The following is a 22,942-nucleotide window of genomic DNA, read 5'->3' as shown; positions in this document are numbered from 1 at the left end:
ATATACCCATCAATCTAACCTATGATTCGAGAAACGAAAGATTAATTTGAGCCCATCCGCGTCTGCGGTTACGGCTACTTCTTCCTCGTACAAACCTTGCGTATAATTCGCTACCGTCTTGCGCCAGAAATGCTGACCCACTTTGTTTTTCTCCCCTAGATTGGTGAATATCTCCCAGTTGCCCTTAAACATGGCGAAGATCGTTGCCGCCGCTTGCTCCGCAATGCCCATTCCCCGATATGGTTGCAGCAGGAAGAATTCGTGCATGAAAAAATCGACCCCTGGTGAACAGTGAGGCGGTGTTGCCACCAGTGCGAAACCTGCAGGTCTGTCCTCAGCCATGATCAGAAAAGGATAGAGACGACCCGGCTTTTCCCATCATACATTTTGCACATCATACTGATCTTGTAATGTTCGGTAGGCAGAACTTTCCTCGTAAATGCCATGTTTATTCGGTCGATGTCCCTCCTGCAGCCCATAATGTCCAGACAGGTCATACAGGTATAACGGATACATGTTTTTGATGATATATGCCTTTTCCAGATTCGTCAGCTCCACATGCATGTTCATCTCTATCCAGATCACCGTTCCTTCCGCTGGTTACGCCCGTTTCCTTACTCTATATAAGTAAACTTGCCCTCTAGACTCCATTGTACGAATACTGGCGGTGGACAGATATGTACTATTCGTTTTCAAACCATTTTGTACATCCACATGTCTGCACACGAAAAGTGCATAGTAAAAAGCCACATCCAATAGCTCGAATGTGACTCACACTTCATCCAGTTTCATTTCACTTGATTTCAACTTCACTTCACTTTTTTGCAATATACAATTTTCTTGATGCTCTCCAGAGATAAACAATATTGCTCTACAAGCTTATCGATCGTTGCTCCCGTTGCAAACTTCTGGCGAATCTCATGGTTCCGTTCCCGAATTAGTTGTCGACCGCCTGAATTCTCTCCCCATTTCTTATGGGTATCCTTCGGCCTCGGAATATAGATTAATCCACCAGGAAGATGTCGCTGTATTTCTTCAAGCAATGCCTTCGGAAGGACGGCATCCGCATTCACATATTTCATCGTACTCCACTCCTTAAAAAGTTAATCTTTAAGGTAGCAGGGTCTTACGAGAAAACTTCTGATTTTATCATATCAATGATGGCGGAAATGGCTATCAGGCTCTATGCAAACAACCGCCGTTGTTCCTCGCATGGACTCTGCATAGAGCGTGTCGTGAAATTTATTATGAATCGAATCATGGTAGCCCCCCTTTCGCTGAGTCTATATAAGGTTGCATTACGTGTGCCCAGTCATTTCGGGTAACATTTCTATATCTTCCATACGGAAAGCCGATATCCTCTAATCCTCCCTATATTGTGCTACGCTTTGTTCCAACATCGTACGTACCTGCTCCTGTAATTCTGGTGGAGATATTACCTTGACCTCGGGGCCATAGGAGAGCAACCTACGCGCGGTAAAAGCAAACTCCGAGTGAGGCACAATACCGCTCCATTTCTGGTCTGTCACCGTCTTAAATATCACGTCCGATGCCGCTATTCTTTCCCCGAATTCCGTGAATTGCAGTACAACCTCTTCGCCATCTGTGTGCGTTGCCTGTTTCAGCCATGCTTTTAGTGTGGGTACAGATTCATCGATCTGATCCAGCACCGTAAGCTGCTTTATTCGATCCACACGATATAACAACACGTGATCGTTATCCCGTGCAGGCATGTACCAGTACCCCCGCTCATAATAGATGCCCAAGGGATAGACGTTTACCTTTTTCCAGCCACTACGAGCGTTGTACATGAATAAAATAGCTTTCTTCTCAACTGCGGCTGTTAACAGTTCCGATGTAAGGGAATCGTGATGATCACCCGGATGCTGCATAAAAGCAATGTGTTCCCGCAACCCTGCGATCCGTTCCTGTACATCCGAAGGCAGTGTAGAGAAATACTGTTCTGCCAGATGTTCACGAATTGAACCATACGGAAAATCAGGAACCAGCTCCAAATATTCAAGCATCATAAACAGACCCAGTGCTTCTTGTTGTGTAAGCTGTAATGGCGGTAGAATCCGATTGGGCAACACCCGATATCCGCCGTTAACACCTACCTCGGTATATAAGGGAAACCCCATTTCCTGTAATGCGTCCAGATCACGCTGAATGGTACGCATCGATACGTCAAATCGTTCTGCCAGCTCCCGAGCTGTGAACTTGTGTCTGGAATCCATGAGGCGCATCATCGCCAACCTACGTTGATTCAAAATCTCTCCACCTTTTAACTACGTCACATTTTGTCATAGAAAAATTGTAACACATACGAGCTGTTCCACGAACGCGAAGACGTTATAGCATCCTTGAATGAGTTTACTTTGCAGGCAGGCCCTCCGCACATAGATGTAGAATTATAAAGCATCTACCACTAAATGTCGGGAGCTGAGACGAGCGATGACCAGTAAAGAAATTTTCTCTCTAGATGTACGTGAGGTTCTGGATTACATTGAACACGGCGATATATTAAAGAGGCCGTATCTTCCCTTTGCCGATGGCGTTGCAGTAGATGGAGCAGCTTCTGAGGCACCAAATCCGTTTACGAATCTAGAGGAAGCCTTGATATTTTACCAGGATGAGGATGTAGAGCCGCCTTTTTATTTTTTATTAGACATCACCGCAGATGCCTCAGGAGATATTCCGCCCGCTTCCGGTGAGGAACAGAGATCTCTTGCCCAAGCGTTCATTCTGTATGAAGAAGAGCAAGACTTCTACGGCATAATGAAAAATAAATTAGAGGGAATGGTCGATGAACTGCGCCTGAAGCCTGATCAACTCAACCATCTCGCTGATATCATCAGCGGCGATCTATTTCAGATTGCACGAGCTCGATTGTTATGCAAGGAGCCACATCCTTATTTTGAATCCATGTTTAATGTCTATAAAAATCAGGGAATGCCTGTCGGCTGGATCGGCAGCGAATCTGCCAGTGAAGGGCGCTTCGTCATTTACAGACGTTCATAACATACGAAGTTACTACGGCTAATCCATGCTGATTCAACCAGAGCACAGACAGGAGAGATTATCTTGAGAGACAGGATTGCAGCCTTTCGGGGTTCCAAGCATTTTGAATTAAAACATGTCACGGATCATGTCATTGCGGATTGAAATCTGCATACAAATAACATTGAATTATTTTCCATTACAGGTTATGGTAAAGACAGCTTAGCGATAAGCAAGTTCCTTACACGAAGGGAGAGGTTTTAAATGGCTGCTACTTATATGGATATGGTGGTTCAGTATTAAAACCGAATAGCTGGCATATCTGAAAAAAAGCGGGATGTCGCCCGTGTTTTTTGTTATGCCATCCAAAGTAACCTTTCGTGAATATTGCTGTTTGCAGATACGATGAAGGTCGTATCTTTTTTGCGTCCTGATGCCGCAGAACAGCAGCTTCGTAAGAGGCTGCTTGTTTGCGGCATTTTTGCGTCCAAAAACAACATAAAGGAGCTAACCTTATACCAATGATGACTTTAAAAAACTACGGATATATCGAAACAGAAGATGTTCCAGATGGATTGTTACCTGGCAGAATAACGGAACTGCGGCGGGAGCAATTCACCGTCATGACAGAGCGTGGTGAAGTCACCGCTGTACTAAAAGGTTCATTTTATTATCAGGCGGATATGCCAACTGACTTTCCTTGTGTGGGGGATTTTGTCCTGCTGCGCTACAACAATATCGGTGATTCCCTGATTGTTAAGGTGCTGCCCCGAAGGTCCAAATTCTCGCGTGCAGACTATGCAGGCCATGCTGCAGGCTATGCCAAAACGATATTGGAGCAGGTTGTCGCCACCAATTTCGATGTTGTATTTATCCTCACTTCGCTAAACCAAGATTTCAATGTGAATCGCATTCTGCGTTACCTGACACAAGCCAGACAAAGCGGTGGTAAACCGGTCATCATTTTGACCAAGGCAGACCTCGTTACAGAAGATCATGCCATGCTCACGGAAGTTAAACAAAGGATCTCCGATGTACCTGTTCACGTGATCAGCAGTCACACTCGCTTGGGGCTGAACGAACTGGACACATATCTAGCACCAGGTCAAACCGTTGTATTTCTCGGCATGTCTGGCGTGGGTAAATCCTCTCTGCTCAATGCATTAATTGAAAATGACGTCATGAAAGTGCAGGCCATACGGGAGGACGACAGCCGTGGACGCCATACCACAACACATCGTCAACTCTTCATGTTGCCTTCGGGCGCAATGGTTATTGATACTCCTGGCATGCGTGAGCTTGGGCTTTTCGATGCTGACGAAGGTATTCATGCAAGCTTTGCCGATGTCGAAGCATTATTCGCTCAGTGCCGCTTTACCGATTGCCGCCATAAGACCGAGCCTGGATGTGCAGTTCTCTCAGCACTCGCGGACGGTTCATTACAGCATGAACGTTGGGAGAATTATATTTCCCAGCAGTCAGAGAACAAGTATGTACAACACAAAACTAACTACCTCATCGAAAAAAGAGCAAAAAACAAAATCAACAGGATTCAGAGTAAACAAACCAACAAAAGCGGAGGTCGGAAGAAATGAATAAGACGAAGATGATGAAAATAAAGATGCAAACCTTAACTCATGTTTTAAACCAATATTTTAAGATGAATATTCTGAAAGCGGAATATCATACAACAACTCTGCATGGCGGAACTGTGGGCAACGTCAATCTGGTAACGGGAACAGCCGAAACCGAAGATGGCCAAAAGTTGCCTTACCAACTTGTACTGAAGGTTCAGAAACAATGGGAACGTTATAACGATCCCGGTTCCTGGCGCCGGGAATATGATCTGTACATCTCTGACCTCGGAACGACATTCTCGGAAACCTTCCGCTGGCCCACATGTTATTACGCGGAGATGAATGCTGAAGAAAATGAATTTCAACTGTGGCTGGAATATATCGATGGTGTGTCCGGTCTGGATCTGTCTATTGAAATGGTTGAACAGGCTGCACTGGAATTAGGGCGTTATCAAGGTAAACTGTACGCAGAACAACCGTCAGCGCTGAAGAGTCTGACCAACTTGAGCCATGCCGATCTCATGAAAAATACGTATCTGCACTATCGCTCATGGCCTGTCGTTTATGATTACATCCGTTCTGAAGACTGCGAGTTCCCACCCCATATCCGGCAAATGTTGATCGATATGGATGAACACTCGGACGAAATATTCGCTCGTATCGAACAGTTGCCCCTTGTGTTAAACCATCGGGATTTCTGGGTAACCAATCTGATCTATGCCGATGGGAACATCGCGCTCATTGATTGGGATACCTCGGGGTGGGGATACTTTGGAGAGGATATCGCAAGCCTGGTTGCCGATGAGTGCGATATTGAGCATATGGTGGAATATTATCAGCGCTGTGTTCCTGCGTATTACAAGGGCTTTGCAGAATATGCCGAGGCTCCCCCACTCGCTAGCCACTGCGTGCATGAGATGATTCTGATCGTATTCGGGTACAGACTTGTCGAAGGTTATGTACATGCCGAGTCCGATGCGGCGAAGGAAGAAAACCTGCGTATACTACAGAAAATCTATGAAATGAAACATAGCCCGCTACAGGGATAAACGGTGCGGTAGTTCATTGATTATCCAGGCTTCCAAGCTCCCTCCTTGGCTGTACTTTAAATAAGCATTTAAACTACGTCAATTATTGTCATAGTTATGTTGTATCTTATAGGTATCAAAGGAAGGAGCGATGAAATATGGCTACATCTAATTCGAAAACAATTCTCTACATTGCAATGAGTCTGGATGGATATATTGCCCGACTGGATGGTTCGGTCGATTGGCTGTTTGATGTGCAAGGTGACGGAGGAGATAACGGCTATGCCGCATTCTATCAGACCATCGGGAGTGTAATTATGGGGCGTTCTACGTATGAGGAAGTGCTTACTTTATCCGAGGATTTCCCTTATGCAGATCGTCCGGCCTATGTACTTTCTCGCTCAGAACAGCCACCTGCACCGCATGTACAATTCACAACCGAGAATGTGGAAACGCTGATTTCCCGGTTAAAACAGACCTCTGAGGGAGATGTGTGGGTTGTAGGTGGAGGACAACTTGTTCAGGCGGTGATGGAGCAACAAGTCCTGGATGAGATTGAGGTCGCTATTATCCCGAAAGTACTGGGTGAAGGTATTCCCTTATTTCCAAAGGGCACCGTGCCGACCCTGCTGAAAACCATTCGTACCCAGACGCTTGGACAAATCATATCCATCCGTTATGAAGTACAGCTTAGTCTTGTAACAGAGGGTTCACCAGAATTAAACGACCAGACTCCATAAAAACTCAACGAAGACCGTACAGCAACCCGCTGTACGGTCTTTCGTTATTCCACGGCACAGAAACATCATAGAAGCTGCCATCGGAGAACCTACACAAGTTGAACTGTTCATTTGCACAAAAACGGAGTATTCCGTGTAAAAAATGTAGTTCAACTTGTATATTATAGAATTCGCCCAATGTATTCTGTTAAAACATCAGCCGCCCGGCGATGTGATTGATCGCCAGGGTGTGTCCTTGCACCCATCGTTTCCTCGGTCGTATTCGGAAGCTGCAGGATCGAAACAGCAGGATCTCTTGTTTGCTTGTGATAGGCATCCACTGCACGGTAGATCGCGGGCAGTAAAGAAGCTCCAAGCATGCCATAAGCCCATATGATATGCGCTTGCGGGTTGTTTTTTCGCAGCTTGATCAGGAACTGCTCTACCGCCTTCTCGAACTTGGCCAAGTCCGCCTCGTGATACGTCCCATCTTCGTTGAGGCGTTGCTTGTACACTTGTCCGGTCAGTGGATCTGTCCAAGCTGGAGACTGGAATGCGCCGTCGTCATTGCTACCCAGATTGACTACAATAACATCAGGCTGCCATGAGTTGAAATCATGTGGCTCTAACGCGCCAAGGTGCTCATTTCGCTCCCCCTTCAGCAGACCGCAGACCTGTTCATAATACTCCGGAATATTGCCATTCGGGTTGTTGTCCCAACTGCTCAGCACGCCCCATCCGCTCTGAGAGATGACACGATACTCTGCACCTAATGCTTCAGCCGTCATGAACGTATAATTGTGCAGTGCACTGAACCACATCGGTATCCAGTCCTCTTCTGTCTTCGCCCCAATGGCTCCTTCTCCCGAGGTGATGCTGTCTCCGATAAACTCGATTTTAAGAGGCTTCTCTCTCACAGGCAGGAACGTGCCATCAGCCTTCACCGCATGAAACTGCAGACTGTTGTTCGGGTCACCACTCATCGCCTGTACATCCTTGATGATACGCACATTTTTGACCATATTAGGATTCATGCCACGAAATACACAGATCCAGGCTCTGCCTCTGATTAACATCTGACGACTTACCGGAACACCATTAATAACAATGCTGATCCAAGGCTCAAGCAGATCATAGGACGACTCGATTTCTACCCAAAATTCCGCACCCCGTATGTTAAATTCGACTGCACTGCCTGTCCAAAACAAAGTCACCGGTGACCGCCCCGCCGTAGTTCTGCCGTGTATTTTTACATGCTGTACATCTGAAATGGCAATGACCTCTAATTCTTCATTGGTGCTATTACTCATAGGAACCCTCCTGTTAAATTCATAATTAAAATCTCACTTAAAACTTCACTAATCGGGCACTACCACCCGGAATGGAGCATGCCCTGTTTCCGCATGAAGAAGCTGTGTGGGTTTGCGCAGACGCAGACTGCAGATCAGTCTGACTATGGCCCGCTTCCGCTCGACTCCGACCAACGAAACATCAATCCATAGAGGAACCAGCGGAACATGCCAGCACAAGAGATCCACAGCCTCATCTACTGTAAATTGCCGATGCTCTACATTCTGCGGAGCAAGCACCACCAGCCGCATCATCTCGTCTGCACCGTTCAGCGATTTGTCCAGTTCGGGAGATGGCTCAATGAGCAAGCCAATCTCCTCATACTCCTGTTGGTCCCGCTCCCTAATCTCTTCGATGGCTTGTAACAGATGTGCTCGGAAGATCACTTTATCCATCTGAGTTATTCGCTCCATAACCCCATGCCCTCCCTGGTCGTGATATGTACTGACGCTACTGATGAATCTATCTATATGTTTACATGGACACTCCAACTTATATAGAGTTTTTTTATATGTATTACGCACAACAGCAAAAATCCCCTGCAAGCAACCCTGTTCAAGTTCATCATATCAGATGTGCTCAAGTCTATGGTTTGCCCGTAAGGGATATGTTCATTTATTTTTGATTACCGTAGGAAAAAAGGTAGCCTTATCGGGCTTCTATTCTGCGCGTTACAGCACCTTACCTAGGAATGCCTTGGTTCGTTCATGACGCGTATTCTGAAAAAGTTCCTCCGGCGTGCCTTCTTCGACAATATAACCGCCGTCCATGAAGATCACTCGGTCCGCGACCTCACGGGCAAAGCCCATCTCATGTGTCACCACAATCATTGTGATCCCTTCATGCGCAAGGTTTTTCATAACTTGCAACACTTCCCCGACCATCTCGGGGTCAAGAGCAGAGGTCGGTTCATCAAACAACATCACACTCGGGTTCATGGCGAGTGCGCGCGCAATGGCTACACGTTGCTGCTGTCCGCCGGACAGTTGCTCGGGATAGGCATCCTTTTTCTGAGACAGCCCTACCTTGCCAAGCAGTTCCATTGCTTTTTTCTCATTTTCGGCTTTACTCAGTTTCCGGATATGTTTAGGCGCCAGCATGATGTTCTCCAGCACGGTCAGATGCGGGAACAGATTGAACTGCTGAAATACCATGCCGACATTGGTGCGCAGCTCGTCGATGTTGGTCTTGGGTGAAGTGACTTCCACTTCGCCAATAATTACTTTGCCTGACGTGACTTCCTCCAGAAGATTGAGGCAACGCAAGAACGTACTTTTGCCGGACCCCGAAGGGCCGATTACACATACCACTTCCTGCTCCCGAATCGTTGTGGAGATATCCTTCAGCACCTCGTTCGCACCAAACTGTTTCCTCAAGTTCTCTACCGTAATCATCGGATTGCATACCTCCTCTCAATGAATCGGGAAGCCCGGGATAACAGCACAATGATGATCAGATAAAATATGCCGACAACACCCCAGATTTCAAAAGCCCGGAAGTTGGAAGAGATAATAATCTCCCCCGTTTGTGTCAACTCAGCGATACCTATGGCTGATAAGAGTGACGTATCTTTAATGGTAATGATGGACTGGTTCACAAAAGTAGGAATCATACGGCGTGTTGCCTGCGGCAGGATCACAAGCCACATAGTCTTAAACCGGCTTAGACCCAGTGATCTTGCGGCCTCATGTTGCCCTTTGCCGATGGACTCGATGCCTGCCCGGAAGATTTCCGAGATGTATGCACCAGCGTTCAAGCTAACCGCAATAATTCCTGCCGTCATGGCTGGAATACGCATATCCAGGAACACCGGCAGACCGAAGTAAATGAAGTATACCTGTACGAGAAGAGGTGTGCCACGGATGATATCCACGTAAAGCGAAGCCACCAGCCGCAACAACCGATTTAGGGAAGTGCTCATCAGGCCGGAGACTAGACCGATCACCATCGCAAAGATGAGCGAGATCACAACAATTTTCAACGTAACGACTGTTCCCTCTAACAGAAGAGGCAGTGCGTCCAGTATGACTTGCCAGGAGGAATCCATCCGTACCACCGTTCCTTTCTACTTCGCTACTGTTCCCAAATATTTTTCCACGATCTTGTCGTATTCGCCGTTCGCTTGCAATTTTTTCAAGCCATCATTAATCTTTTTCTGCAATTCAGTGTCGCCTTTGGCTACAGCAATCCCGTAGAAGTCGCCGTTCAAGCGGTCACCAACGATTTTTAGCTTGGAATTAGGGTCAATGGCGATTTTATAAGATACAACCGGGAAATCTTCGAGTGTCGCATCCGCGTTTTTATTCGCTACTTCCTGATACATGGATGGGCTATCATCAAAATATTTCACAGTTGCACCATACGTTTTCGCATATTCATCAGCGAGATTAGCACCTGACGTTCCTTTTTTGATCGCAATCGTTTTACCTTTCAAATCTTGCGGACTCTTAATATCGTTGTTAGCTTCATTCACAATTAAGGACAGTCCGGCTTGATAGTATGGTTCTGAGAAATCCACAACCTTTTTACGCTCATCCGTGATACTGATCCCTGCAATCGCTCCATCCAGCTGATTCGCTGTAATGGCTGGAATGATACCTTTGAAATCCATCGGCTTAATCTCCACCTCAAAGCCTTCTTCTGCCGCAATGGCATTCATCAGGTCAATGTCGATCCCAACGTATTTTCCATCCTTTTGAAACTCAAACGGAGGGTAGGTCGCATCCGTACCAAACGTATATTTTGCTGCTCCCGATCCACTTGCTGATTGGGCATTGCTGTCTTCTCCTGATTTTGCTGCGCCGCAGGCACTAAGTGCCAGAGCAAGAACTGAAGCCATAACGATGGATGCTACCTTTTTCATGGAAAAACCCCTTTTCCTGATTAGATTTGGGATCGACCGAATCGATCATTTGTATTTATGTACGTATTGTATTTCTACACCTACGAGAACTTACGCAATCCTACACATTTTATTAACAATTCATGAAAAATAAATTAACATACATTTGTTTTAAACTATTTAATAGTACAAAAATCTATATAAACGGCACAAACAACCATAAATTATGTAACTTTATATAACACAAAATAAAAAAGACTCTCGAAAAGGGCCTCGAGAATCTTACAATTAAAATTACAAATTCCTGCGCTTTGATATTGATTTCATTCACTTGCTGTTTTAGCTATTTATTTTCTCTACCGTCTCCATGTAAAACACTTGCAGGAATTTCTTGATGTTCACCTTGCTCTTGTTATCGCTTGCCTGCTCCTCTTCCATCGCCCTCATCTTCATACGCACGTCCTGAAAATCAAAATAAAGCGGCGCATAATGCTCAAATTTAGGATTGCTGTAATCTGTAAGTCCAATGGAGGCGAGATTTGTCAGTGCCGTCAGAACTGTTCTGCGGATGCGCTGCTCCATTGCCTTGCACTCCTTCTCCACTTCCTTGGGCGTTAGCTTGTACTTTTGAGCCACAGCTTCATAAGATTCCTTCAGCGGCGGTAGCTCGGAAGCCTGCTTTTGCTCAATAGCGTACTCCATCAAAGCTACAATATCTTTGCTCCCACTCTCACCAATGATGCCCAGGTCCATTAATATGCTTCGCGCCGTGTCTCGCACTGTTCGGGTCTGAGCAGGAGCCGGGGTAGGAGCCTCTACCAGATTCAGCCGAGCCATGGACTGTTTGATCTCCTGTACATAACGCTCATACTTCCATTGCTCATTCACTTTATTGAGTACATGCTCTACTTCCACCCAGTTGATCGGTTTGTGAATGAAGAACTCAATCCCCTTCTGGTAGGCCGCTCCCACCATCTCTTTGTTGACCACCTGTGAGATCATAATAAATTTCCCGCTATAGCCGCTCTGCTTCAGGTTCGCCACGGTTTCAATCCCGTCTTGATCTGGCATCAACAGGTCAATCAATACGACATCGGGCTTGAGATCCAGAATCACACGCTCTCCTTCCAGACCGCCCTCGGCCATGCCTGACAGCTCTAAGGTTCCGCAATTCTCAATGATATCCTGCAGCATGCTGCGGCTCACCACATCATCATCCACGATCACGATCGAAAGTGTCATGGGCATCGGCCTCCTTCATTAGATTGACTCTGGGGATCATGACTGTGAACACAGTACCCCGTCCGGACGGAGCATCTTCTACCTGAATCTGTCCTTCCAGCGACTGAACGATATCACGTACATGGGACAGGCCGATCCCTGTGGCAGCAATGCCAACTTCATTAAACTTGGTCGTATAACCGGGTTCAAAAATAACCCCGCGCTTCGCATCAGGTACACCTTTTCCCGAATCCGTCACTACAAAATGTACATCCGCATCCTGTTCAAAAACCCTTACTCGAATCATGCCCTCCTGCTCAATCGCCTCAACCGCATTAGCCAGCAAGTTATTCATGACCGTAAGTAGTGGGACGTAGTATGGAGACTCCCCTTCACACTGTTGTTCAATCTCGATCTTGACCTGTTTGTTCAGCATCTCACTGTATTTCCGATTGGCTTTACCTGCAAAATGCACCACTTCCGACAGACTCATATTGACCGTCTTCTCGTTATCATACAGCTTCAACAATCCGGCCAATATGCGCTGGGAATCCTTTTTCACTTCATGAATCTGTTGAGCAATGCCCAGTGTTCGCTGGCTGTATTCGTTCATGTCCTGCTCACGCAGATCGCGATATAGCTCATAACTGTTAGCCGTAATACCTTCAATGGTATTCATCGCTTTTTTTAGGTAAAAAACCTCACCGTACAGTCCCGAATTCACACTTAACATCTGTTCGATCCGCTTTTCCTGTTCTGCATGCAGGAGCCTGATCTGTCTGACCGCAAAACTGTTATACAGCCCGATGACAAAGTAACTTCGCAGACCGCCCACAATCAGCAGATACAGCCATTCACGCATATAAAAAATATTCGTCCCGCTTAGCACACCTCGCACGAATAACTCGGCCAGGTTGGAGGAAAAATCAATACCTGTGATGATGCCGCCGAGCAACAGCGGAGGAATCTCATGAAAACGGCGCTTGATTTTACTCAGCCCATAGGCAAAGACCACATAATACAAACCCGCTCCCAGGTTATCCCGCATGCTTTCCAGCATGGATAAGGTGTGTACATGGCGAATCAGGTCAGCAGATTGAAAAGCTATGCTCGCGAGACCCGTCAGAATCCCTGTTTTTATATAAGATAAATGGGGCATAATCATCAGCAAAAATAAAAGAATGCTGACCCCGAGGCCAATCCGGAAATAATCTTCCCGAAAGGGATTAATTTTGAACTGAGCACCTACGGACGTAGCCACGGCAACGGCAACCATTTGCACATTCTCGTTTTTGAACCAATTGCGCATCCCTTTTCCACCTACTATCGCAACGTTCACAAGCCCACACTGCTGGGACTCGCGCTTCTGATGTTAAATATACTAACATACGAAAGAAACATTAGGAATAATTAAAATTTGGGGAATACATGATCTTTGATCCTAGGTAACCTAAAAAAAAGATGGAGTGTTTAACCGATTTTAATTTCTCACAATTTAATTGTATAATATATAAAGTGGCAGGTCAGAGACCTGTTCTTCAGAGAGGAAGATTGCACATGTCAGATGTTAATCAAAGTTTTGGACAAGCTCTGGTGAAATCCCTGGTCGGAGAGCGCGGACATATTCGTATCGCCAAAGCACTACCGGATATTGATGTCGAACTTGCAGGACGTACACACGAGGCCATGCCTTATACCATCTACCAATTGGTCAAACATATGCACTACTGGCAGAATTTCATGCTGGAGCATGTGGAAGGGCGCAAGCCGCAGATGCCAGCGAGCGTAAGCGAAAGCTGGCCAGTGGAGACAGCCCCACAGGATGAAGCAACGTGGAAAGAGGATATTCAGGCATTCCTGAGCGGTATTGATCAAGCGGTATCCATCGCAGAAACGGCCCAGTTGAATGATCCACTGCTCTATTTCCCAGGAGAAACAAAGGGCGGATTATTACGTAATATCGCTTCACACAACTCATATCATCTGGGCGAAATTGTATTGCTCCGCCGTTTCTATGGCGCATGGCCACCTCCAGGCGGCGGATTCCCAGCATAGTAGTTTAAAAGTGCAGCGCAGATTTATGTCGAGCTATTCTTCATTACAAAAGATAAGCCGCAAGGGTCAAGCCCCTGCGGCTTATCTTCTATATAACATTATTGCATAAAAAGCATTAAACCTCTGGTCGCATTAACCCTTGAATAAACGTCTCAAAGTTCGGTGCGAGGGGAGTAATTACACGCTGTTCTTTATCTACGTACACGACCTCTGGCTCACCATCATTCCCGAAAGAACGGTAGTCCAACATAACAACGCCTGCTTCAGAAGGGGCTTTGGCAATAACCACACCAATCTCGGGATAACCATCACGTTCAATTACGGTCCAGCTGCCTTCTCCACCGCATAGGGAATGGCGCTTTTCACGGCCGATACCTAATATCCCCTCAATCTCGACATACCCGGTCTCTCCCGAACCTTCATTCGTCACCGGGAAGAAGCGGTTATACGGAATGCCACCGTTATGTTCCTTCATCATCTCAATATAAGAGACAGGCAAGCGGAATACCAACTGCTCCTCCACCGATTCGATCAAGCCATCACTTGGTGGATCGGACACATACTGCTCCAGAGCCAGCTCGCTGTCATTCCAGAACTCACCCGATACCGGGACGGGTGGATCAACATGAACTACAGATATAGATGAGATTACCGCAGGTGACTCTTCGGCAGCTGTCTTTTCCAACGTGCGATCTTCATTCTCTTCACCCGTAACGTCCTCATCATTTTCTTCGTACTCATCTTCATCGTCCCGGTTTCGAATCCATTCCAGAAACTCCAGTGTATCCTCATCTCCGGGCTCCAGCTCGTCGGAGCGTTCGAAAGCTTGCTCCGCCTTATCATATTGTTCCAGATAGTAATAAGCCAGTCCAATCCGATACTGCCAGAGCGGGTCATTTGCTCCCTCTTCGGCCACGGTCAGGAATTGTTGCACGGCTTCTTCATATCGCTCCAGATTGTTTAAGGCCCTGCCCAAGTGATTCACTAGCTCGTAGTCTCTCTCTTCCGCAGGAATCTCCTGCACGGCTTCTACAATCTTCTCGTACTCGTCTTGCTCATGCCAAGTTTCCAGTTGTTCCAGTAACTCTTCGTTCATCATCGTGCCTCCGTTCCTTCTTCTCATCATTATGTATTGAAAATTATACCACTATACGGAACCGCTTCTCCAGCGAAGAGGGAACCCGACCGAGTAAGAAGCACATTTTAACCTGAAAATCATAAAAAAGCAGCCCAACCTCATGTTATCCATTCAGTCAGGCCACTCAAGCTATAGCTTTCTTCGTTAATTCAGCAGTTCCACACAATCGTACACCCAACCTGCACTTAACCAATTCCCCAAGTCGCTGGAGCCGCTGATCGGTGTAATGCTGATCGTATTTGCACCGTTAACAAAGTGTGACGCGGGAATATTCCAGCTAAAGGTGGTATTGTTGCCCCGGTACGTGCCGATGGTGAAACTGCGTGAATTAGGCTGAGCGGAAGGGGCTGGATTACTTAATGTGCGTCCATTAATAGTTACACTTGGTCGCCCATTAATGTATGCAGCCGTAATACCGATGTTCAGCACATGTGAGGAAGATGCTTGTGCTGCATTCAAGTTAAAATTCACCGTTGTAGGCGAGTTCTGGCCCCGGAATTGAATAGCCGGAAAACGATTCGTTGCACTGCCTGGAGTATACGTCACCGGCCCCCAGCTTGGGTTTCGGCTGTCCGAAGGATGACGAATCGGAATCGTCTGACCGTTCAAGAATTCCCGTGGTGTCCCGTCCCAGTTCCCAATCCGCCAGATACTGGAGGCTTTACTCGGATCATTGGTAATGGTGCGGGTATTTACGGTTGTGGTTTGCCCTGCGGTAACGTTTACATTTTCCGTGTACACAGCAAGCTCACCTTTATATACCGTCATGGTATACGTTCCCGGAATCATGCCGTACTTGGTAGCGGCACCGCTCGAAGAGGCATTTGCCCAATACTGAGCGTTGCTGTTCGCGAACCCAATCGTATAGGCATAACCTGCCTCCATGCCAGAAAGTCCATTCAACACCACATTACCTCGGCTGGTCACCCATCCTTGCAGATTTAATCCCGACATCCAGCTGAAATCAGGTACCGCAGGTGTTCCTCCAGTTGTAAAAATAAGTGCATAGGGACCATGCAGGCCGAGACGCCAGTTCTCCGTCTGGGCATGTCCCGAGTTCATATAATTATAGACTTCGGTTTCAGAGCCGCTTTGGAACTGAATATCACGGAAGAAAGGCCCGCCTGAGCTCTTCTCTCGGTTGCCGTACGCCATGAATACACCTACTCCGTTACCCGTTACCCCTCGGACAGACAGGTCTTTCGCCTGATCATTACCATAATATTTGGAGGCTGACTGTCCATTCGCAAATCCGAATACATCCTGACTTTCAATCGCCCCCGTATTACCCCGGTTATTCGAGTTCACTGGCACACCGGTCAGCACACTCCCATTGCCGCGGAAAATATAACGCAGTTCCCCAATAGACGGCTGTGCCGTAATATGGGTGGCCATATAGATGATGTTTTCGCCGCCGCGCGAAGCATAATAATGGGTTAATGTACTGGTAGAAACGGTGATTAATACCGTTGAACCCGAAGGTGATCTATTCCACGTCACATTCGCGGATGACCCTAAACCTGAACCAATGTGTGATCCTCTATTGCTGTTCAGCTCCGTTCCGTTCATCTTGGCCGAGATGATATCTCCATTCGTTTTATTGACCACATACACAAGTCCCGACCCGGTATTTACCTCGATTCGGGAACCATTGTCTGTCACCTGAATGGTGGCTGCATGGCTCTTTGAAGCAGGAAAAGCAAAAACGGAAGCAACCATGGCGATGAACAGCAGCATACTCGTCCATTTTTTTACCAAACGTTGAGTCATGTAAATATCCCTCCTGATCTATCCCCCAAATATGAAGCGCTTACATTTAAATGTATGCTCAACCTTCTTCGGTGTATTTTGAAGTGCCACATCGTTTGATGTGTACCTCATAGTTGCAATACTTCGTTGCGTATTAACCCCCTTTCCCAAAACACCTTGTGATATAATTTTCTTACAATTTCATTATTATAATACCATTATATTACATATTTACACAATGGTAAGCCTCTCGTCCCTATCTTGTTTGAATACTTCTCTTTCTTATTTGGTGTCCATTACAAGCTCGTATTGATTAAAAATCCAGCCACTCCTGATCTGCTCGGCAGCCTTCTTGCTAATACGCACCGAAGGTTTTCGCACCTGTAAACCATCTGGTTCGAGTACCGAAAACCGCAGCAGTTGTGTTCTGTTTTTAATCTCACTCACCAGTTCTTCGTACAACTTATAAGTGAAAGGCCGATGTTCCCTGATATCCTCATACGTATAATCTGTTCCTTCTCCACTTTCGGCTTGAATTCGGATATCTTTGGGGAGCGAAATCATAATGCTAGGCAGCTCATCCACCGCCCATTGTTCACGATAGGGAAAACTGATACCTTCATTTCTGACGAAAAACCCAGCCATTCCCTGATCCACAGTAAGTACGATCGAATATACAAAGTGCGGGAAGTAATCTGGTGCCTTCTCAGTAGCTGCATAGTAATCATAAAATTGCTTATATGCCTGAAGCACCTGTTGTTTGTCATATGGGGTCTTGGCATAATTCGTTGAAATAAATGAAGCTCCTCGCTCCTTAAACAGTTCCAGGATCTCACCCCATTCTTCCGGTGTGATCCAAAACCTGATTTTGTAGAATCCGCTATTAGTCAGTCGACTCATCTTCTCCCCGCCCTTTACGTAAGTTAGATTCGTACAGGTAATCATCCATATTTTACTACAAACTCAGATGACATAGATGTCTACAGCATCATTCACAACAAAAAAAAACGAAGCGGCTCGTGTGTACGAACCGCTCCGGCCATCTTGATCTACTCAGATACAATGAGTTGTTATGAGATTCTAATTTTACAGACCTGCAATCAATGATTTGATTGTGCTGTCACTTTCCAGCGCACGGATGATGATCGTTACTGCTTCAGCGCGAGTTGATTTGCCGTTAGGCGCGAACTCGGAAGCCGTCAATCCATTAACCAGCTTGGCGGATGAAGCAAGTTCAATCGCTTCAGCAGCCCAGTTTCCGGCTTTTACATCACTGAATTTAGTTGGAGCATCCGTAGCCAGCGCGTTCAGATTGATAACACGGGAAATGATAGCAATCATCTCGGCACGAGAGATCGTTGCATTCGGCTTGAAGGAGCCATCTGTGTATCCACCGATTACACCCTTATCTGCCAGAGCTCCGATATATCCAGCAGCCCAGTTAGAACCTGCATCTTTGAAGCTATTTGCTGCTTTATTTTCACTAAGTCCAAAAGCACGTGCAATCATTGCTGTGAATTCAGCCCGTGTTACAGGAGCATTCGGCTTAAACGATCCATTCTCATAACCGTTAACGACACGCAGTTTCAGGGCAATGTTAATATTTTCGTTAGCCCAGTGACTCGTGATATCACGAACGGCGAATTGTTGATTTTGGGTTGCCGCAATAGCATCGCTTACTGTTTTCAGTAAACTTTCCGGGTTAACAACTCCGGAATTGAACGGACTTGTCGTTGTGCCTGGATTAGGCTGTGTTCCCGTCGATGGCGTCGTTGTGCCAGGGTTAGGCTGCGTTCCTGTTGATGGTGTCGTTGTACCTGGGCTAGGCTGTGTGCCTGTTGAAGGTGCAGTCGAAGAACCGCCGCCACCATTTCCCGGTGTAGTACCTGTGTTGGTTGTATCTGTGATAACTAAAGCAATACGATTGCTTTCATATACAACTTGTGTGCTGTATTTTGACGGTAATCCTTGGACTTTAACCGAGGAGAATTGACCCGTTCTTTGGTTCGTACCATGAGTAACTAGTGTGAACGTTCCCGCACCCGGTACATAACCGTTACCAAAATTCACATCCAACTCTCCAGCTGCCTGAATCGCACCCTTCACATCAAGTACATCTGAAGCTGTCGCTACATTCAGCTCCAGCACCCCTGTTGATCCTTGAGTGAAGTTTCCTTCAATGTTCCATTTTCCGTATACACTTTCGGTCACTGTACCGCTGTTGTTTGTAACGTTACCTGTACCAAATGCCGAAGCCGTATCGCCTTCCAATGTACCTCCGTTGATCTCTGTACCACCGGAATACGTGTTGTTGCCTCTTAATTTCAGGGTACCGCTGCCATCTTTAGTCAATTTACCTGTACCGGAAATATCGTTTCTCCACACATCCTGTGCATTGAATCCGCCTTTAGCCGCATCCATCATTACTTTCACGTCATGATTGAACGCGCCGTATCCATCTGCAGCAGCAAACAAGTTAAGACGTCCCCAGCCTTCTGGATCATCCAATACCGGATAACCGGAAGCAATAGCTGTTGTCGCCAGTACTGCACGACGTTGCTGATCGGACAAGTAAGGCTGTCTGGTTTCAAGCAGTACTTCTGCGCCTTTAGGGACAGCAACAGGTTCGTTCGTTGAACCGATCTGCGGAAATCCATATGTTAAACGTTGAGTGTATTCTTCTTTATTTTTTTGATAATCCGTGAAACGATCTTCTGCTGTTCCATTTTGTTTCAACAGGACATCATGTGCCTGCTTGTACGCATCTTGTTTCAACTGTTGATTGTCTGGATCATTCAAAGCCGAAGCTGCAAATGCCGTCGCCAGTACACGACCTCCCATAACATCAAGCGGGGAGTGCATGCCGGCCACAATCCGGTCATCTCCCATTTCAGATGCACGTGTCATTAATTCCTGAAAGCGCTCAGGAACAGAATAAGCCAGTGCAATTGCTGCAAGGTAAGAGGCATTGGTGTGCCCACTTGGGAATCCGCCATCAGATTCTGGAGTGCTGCTTCTCACAGCTTTAAGTGTAGGTACAATAATGGATAAATCATCTTTCCAACGGAAAGGTCTCATATATTGGTAGAATTTCTTGGCTTGTTGTGTTGAGGCATAGTCCCCCCGCACTTTGCCAACCAAATCCACCATTTTCCCAAGCTCAGAATCGGAGTTTCCTCCTTTGTTGGAATCATTCGTATCTGTAAACTTCGTTGTCAGTGCTTCTTGCGGAATATACGTAATAGAAGTGACCGTTCCGGACATCTCACGATATACGTCTGTTAATGCACCAAGCCCTTCAACTGCTCCATATGTCTGGTTTCTTCGATCGGTATAATAAGCTTCCTCTTCATCTTTTGCGGTACGCGTTTTAGAAAGGTTTTCCACGTAATCAATATTGTAGTTCAATACCTGTTCATTCAGCTTGGTACCGTTATCCCAAGCAGATCCCGGTGTCCATAGTTTAAGAAACTCCGAGAGAGTACCTATTGCCGGATTGCCATCAAGAGTCATGCCTGCACCCGTGTTATTTTTGTATTTGTCTACAAAATATCCCCACTCTGGTTGAGGTGGCAATGGAATGGTTGTCTCATCCGATGCAGCGAGCACGTTGCTTGCGGCAAAGGTGTTGGATAAAAGAACGACTCCCATCGCTGCGGCGAACAATCTCTTCTTGTTGCGTTTGATCACTTTCGTTTTCAAATTTGTCGACTCCCATCGTTTAATAGTTGGTCTCGGTACGGTCTCAATGTAGCATTGGGGCCGCAAAACCAGCAATAAAACAATTTCGTCATTGTATCAATTTCGACGCAATATCATAAATCCTCAACATTTTACATGAAGTTAATATAAATCGTGAACCTTACTGAATTCGGGTAGTGTATAATTTGGGCCGGGAGGAATGTTTGATGAAAAAGTGGAGCTCTGCATGGGCGGGACTAGCCCTGTCTTATGGTTCAATCGTCATCGTTATTGTGCTGCTGATCTGCTCATTTTTCTATATCTATTTCTCACGCAGTTACAATGAAGAATTAAGAAATAAGAATCAGCTGATTCTTGAAAATACAGCACGTACTATTGAAGGAACTGTACTCAAGCGGGTGCAGCAGATGTATGTTGACCTTTCTCTTAATAAATCAGCCAACATTCGTCTCTTTGCCGATCAGGAGGATCGAAACGGATTAAATCAGGTGGTTGACCTGCAAGAACTGCTCAAAGCCAAGGTTGCCGCCAATACCGATATTGTGCAAGGCGTTCATCTCTATTATCCTGCACGTAACGTTATGCTCTCCTCCCTCTATGGACTTCGCTATAACGCAGATCAGAGCGAAGGGTCTGTGTATTATGCGGACTGGCTTCAGGAGATGCGTACCAGTAAACATAACAGTCTATGGACGCCGGCACGTCATATTCCAAAGGATATTTTCTCCAGTCAGACAAACGAGAATACCAATGGTTTGTTTACGTATGCGCACAGCTATCCTTTTCGCTCAACAGGGGAAACCAGTGATGTCATTATCGCCATAGATGTAAAAGAAGAGGCTGTAAATACCATCATCGAGAATATGATGCCTTCCCAATATCAACATACCGTCATCGTCAATGCTGCCGGGAATGCAGTGAGTCGATTGCAAGAACAAAGTTCCGAGCAGTCTGATATGTACGCGGCAAGTCTCAAAAAGGCTCTTGAGCTAGGCCACACCAAAGGCAGCTTCGACGAAAAGATTGGGGGTGCGCCTTATGTGGTTTCCTATCAAACGCTACCATCAACTCACTGGATGATCTACAGTGCCACGCCATCCAGCTATTACTATGAACAGTCCATCATGATCCAGAAACTTATTCTTGGGATCTGTCTCATTGCACTGTTGATCGGGTTGATTTTATCCGCTGTGTTTGTACGTGCTAATTACAGTCCGATCAAACGACTGGTAGGCCGCATTAAAGATCTTTCGGGGACCGCATCTCATCCAGTTACCAATGAATTTCGCCTGATCGACAACGCCTTTCTTCATCTCAAAGAGCAAGTAAATCATCTTGAAGAGACTGTACATGCGAACAGTGCAGCTGTAAGGCACAAAGCTGTGCTTAACCTTTTGCAAGGTAATCCGGAACACAGGCCATGGAAAGAGGAACGTGCCGCTCTAGGTATCGCAAGACAATACAAGGAATACTGCTGTATGCTGATGAATACCGGTGCAGGGATTGCTCCAAGTGGCTCATCCAAACAGCCTGAGACCATTGCCAAACTGATGCACGGGCTGGAATGCTTGTCCCTGCAAGATAGCCGTCTCATTGCCGAAGAACTGCCGGATAAGCGACTTGCCGTCATTCTATGTACCGATGTGGCTTCAGAAGCATTACTGGACAAGTTCGCCGAGCTGCTGCTCGCAGAGACACGTCAGCAGTTGCAACCAGACATTCAGCTGTCTACAGGCTGTTGGGTCAAGGATCTCCGTAATATTCATCTGAGCTTCAACGAAGCGCAAGCCTTGATGAAATATGCTTATCTTTTGCCAGAGCTGCACATTCTGAAAGACCATTCTCTGCTTCAGCGCGAGCACAGCCTGAACGAGATTCCGCAGACTTTGCTGGCCAAGTTCAGAGACAAGCTTCAGAGCAGGCAACTAGATGAGGCTGTAGGCACTATCGAACAAGTGGTTGAACATATGCGGGAAGGACAGTTCCCTGCGGATTATTGCCATTTTATCCTGTCAAATATGGTGTTTATCTACTCGGATGCAGCCAAAAACGTGCGTTATAAGCACCCGTTGCAGTTCGGACACCCTGATCTGTATCACGAATATACAAATCTGCATGATATATTGGCATACCGTAACTGGCTGACAGCATCGATCACCACATTTATAGAAGAAACCGAGAATCGTAACAGTGATCGAGCTGTCTCCACCATCGAACTAGCAAAGCAATATATTGAAGCCAATCTTTCGGACGACCTCTCACTTGAGGCTGTTGGAAGCAAAGTATTCCTTAGTCCCAAGTATCTGAGCAAGCTTTTTAAAGAAGAAATGGGTGTCACCTACACCGACTATGTCACATCAAGGCGGATGGAACAGGCCAGACTGTTGATTGAAAACAACAACATGACCATTGACCGTGTTGCAAGCTCGGTTGGTTACGGTACAACCGCATATTTCATTAAACGATTCAAAGAAATGTACGGCTGTACGCCAGGCAATTATGTGCGCAATCTCTCTTCGGCAGCAATATCCGAGGCCAGATCATAAGGATGAGGAGGATGG

At 46.3% G+C, this 22,942-nt stretch carries 21 protein-coding genes; 6 read left to right on the top strand and 15 right to left on the bottom strand.

The genetic code is table 11. From position 1 onward, the window contains the following. Positions 1–9: 9 nt before the first annotated feature. From EC604_RS30445 to EC604_RS09220, 4 genes are all read right to left on the bottom strand, one after another. On the bottom strand, positions 10–345 hold the full coding sequence (locus tag EC604_RS30445) for a hypothetical protein (RefSeq protein ID WP_345789268.1): 336 nt from the start codon (positions 343–345) through the stop codon (positions 10–12). Positions 346–378: 33 nt separating this feature from the next. Continuing rightward, positions 379–585 carry a hypothetical protein gene (locus EC604_RS30440; RefSeq protein ID WP_240036745.1) on the bottom strand — a complete coding sequence of 69 codons (207 nt, stop codon included), beginning with the start codon at positions 583–585 and terminating at the stop codon, positions 379–381. Between the two features lie 224 nt (positions 586–809). Next, positions 810–1,082, bottom strand: a complete 273-nt coding sequence (locus tag EC604_RS09225; RefSeq protein WP_123063895.1) for a CD3324 family protein — start codon at positions 1,080–1,082, stop codon at positions 810–812. Positions 1,083–1,361: 279 nt separating this feature from the next. Then, on the bottom strand, positions 1,362–2,270 hold the full coding sequence (locus EC604_RS09220) for a helix-turn-helix transcriptional regulator (RefSeq protein ID WP_123063894.1): 909 nt from the start codon (positions 2,268–2,270) through the stop codon (positions 1,362–1,364). A gap of 184 nt (positions 2,271–2,454) precedes the next feature. Between EC604_RS09220 and EC604_RS09215 the strand changes: the two genes are divergently transcribed. The 4 genes from EC604_RS09215 (at position 2,455) to EC604_RS09200 (ending at position 6,345) form a co-directional block, all read left to right on the top strand. Then, a complete protein-coding gene (locus tag EC604_RS09215; protein WP_123063893.1) occupies positions 2,455–3,021 on the top strand; it encodes a hypothetical protein in 567 nt (188 codons plus the stop codon). Between the two features lie 500 nt (positions 3,022–3,521). After that, a complete protein-coding gene (gene rsgA / locus EC604_RS09210; protein WP_123063892.1) occupies positions 3,522–4,595 on the top strand; it encodes a ribosome small subunit-dependent GTPase A in 1,074 nt (357 codons plus the stop codon). Between the two features lie 14 nt (positions 4,596–4,609). After that, a complete protein-coding gene (locus EC604_RS09205; protein WP_123064164.1) occupies positions 4,610–5,626 on the top strand; it encodes an aminoglycoside phosphotransferase family protein in 1,017 nt (338 codons plus the stop codon). Between the two features lie 137 nt (positions 5,627–5,763). After that, entirely contained in the window at positions 5,764–6,345 is a 582-nt protein-coding gene (locus EC604_RS09200) for a dihydrofolate reductase family protein (protein WP_123063891.1), read from the top strand. Positions 6,346–6,506: 161 nt separating this feature from the next. On the opposite strand, the gene EC604_RS09195 is transcribed toward EC604_RS09200, so the two are convergent. From EC604_RS09195 to EC604_RS09165, 7 genes are all read right to left on the bottom strand, one after another. Next, the gene (locus EC604_RS09195) at positions 6,507–7,634 is read right to left on the bottom strand and encodes an SGNH/GDSL hydrolase family protein (protein ID WP_123063890.1); all 1,128 of its coding nucleotides are present in this window, start codon (positions 7,632–7,634) and stop codon (positions 6,507–6,509) included. Positions 7,635–7,682: 48 nt separating this feature from the next. Continuing rightward, entirely contained in the window at positions 7,683–8,087 is a 405-nt protein-coding gene (locus tag EC604_RS09190; RefSeq protein ID WP_123063889.1) for a hypothetical protein, read from the bottom strand. Positions 8,088–8,345: 258 nt separating this feature from the next. Continuing rightward, on the bottom strand, positions 8,346–9,068 hold the full coding sequence (locus tag EC604_RS09185; protein ID WP_123063888.1) for an amino acid ABC transporter ATP-binding protein: 723 nt from the start codon (positions 9,066–9,068) through the stop codon (positions 8,346–8,348). Then, a complete protein-coding gene (locus EC604_RS09180; protein WP_123063887.1) occupies positions 9,065–9,721 on the bottom strand; it encodes an amino acid ABC transporter permease in 657 nt (218 codons plus the stop codon). The genes EC604_RS09185 and EC604_RS09180 overlap by 4 nt, the downstream gene beginning before the upstream one ends. A gap of 18 nt (positions 9,722–9,739) precedes the next feature. Beyond that, the gene (locus EC604_RS09175) at positions 9,740–10,537 is read right to left on the bottom strand and encodes a transporter substrate-binding domain-containing protein (RefSeq protein WP_123063886.1); all 798 of its coding nucleotides are present in this window, start codon (positions 10,535–10,537) and stop codon (positions 9,740–9,742) included. Positions 10,538–10,855: 318 nt separating this feature from the next. Then, positions 10,856–11,758 carry a response regulator gene (locus EC604_RS09170; RefSeq protein WP_123063885.1) on the bottom strand — a complete coding sequence of 301 codons (903 nt, stop codon included), beginning with the start codon at positions 11,756–11,758 and terminating at the stop codon, positions 10,856–10,858. Beyond that, the gene (locus EC604_RS09165) at positions 11,730–13,046 is read right to left on the bottom strand and encodes a sensor histidine kinase (RefSeq protein WP_123063884.1); all 1,317 of its coding nucleotides are present in this window, start codon (positions 13,044–13,046) and stop codon (positions 11,730–11,732) included. Before EC604_RS09165 ends, EC604_RS09170 begins: the two co-directional genes overlap by 29 nt. Before the next feature lie 248 nt (positions 13,047–13,294). Between EC604_RS09165 and EC604_RS09160 the strand changes: the two genes are divergently transcribed. Beyond that, a complete protein-coding gene (locus EC604_RS09160; protein WP_123063883.1) occupies positions 13,295–13,792 on the top strand; it encodes a DinB family protein in 498 nt (165 codons plus the stop codon). A gap of 115 nt (positions 13,793–13,907) precedes the next feature. Here the strand turns inward: EC604_RS09160 and EC604_RS09155 are convergent, their stop codons facing one another. From EC604_RS09155 to EC604_RS09140, 4 genes are all read right to left on the bottom strand, one after another. Then, entirely contained in the window at positions 13,908–14,888 is a 981-nt protein-coding gene (locus EC604_RS09155; RefSeq protein ID WP_123063882.1) for an SMI1/KNR4 family protein, read from the bottom strand. Positions 14,889–15,074: 186 nt separating this feature from the next. After that, positions 15,075–16,700, bottom strand: coding sequence for a rhamnogalacturonan lyase B N-terminal domain-containing protein (locus tag EC604_RS09150; RefSeq protein ID WP_123063881.1), 1,626 nt, complete (start codon positions 16,698–16,700; stop codon positions 15,075–15,077). A gap of 261 nt (positions 16,701–16,961) precedes the next feature. Further along, the gene (locus EC604_RS09145; RefSeq protein ID WP_123063880.1) at positions 16,962–17,579 is read right to left on the bottom strand and encodes a hypothetical protein; all 618 of its coding nucleotides are present in this window, start codon (positions 17,577–17,579) and stop codon (positions 16,962–16,964) included. A 186-nt stretch (positions 17,580–17,765) separates the two neighbouring features. Continuing rightward, positions 17,766–20,366 carry an S-layer homology domain-containing protein gene (locus EC604_RS09140; protein WP_429350247.1) on the bottom strand — a complete coding sequence of 867 codons (2,601 nt, stop codon included), beginning with the start codon at positions 20,364–20,366 and terminating at the stop codon, positions 17,766–17,768. A gap of 221 nt (positions 20,367–20,587) precedes the next feature. On the opposite strand from EC604_RS09140, the gene EC604_RS09135 reads away from it, so the two are divergent. Continuing rightward, the gene (locus EC604_RS09135; protein ID WP_123063878.1) at positions 20,588–22,927 is read left to right on the top strand and encodes an AraC family transcriptional regulator; all 2,340 of its coding nucleotides are present in this window, start codon (positions 20,588–20,590) and stop codon (positions 22,925–22,927) included. The last annotated feature ends 15 nt before the right edge of the window (positions 22,928–22,942 follow it).

Source organism: Paenibacillus amylolyticus, assembly GCF_003719335.1.
GTDB lineage: Bacteria > Bacillota > Bacilli > Paenibacillales > Paenibacillaceae > Paenibacillus > Paenibacillus amylolyticus_D.
This window is presented reverse-complemented; position numbering and strand designations above follow the sequence as displayed.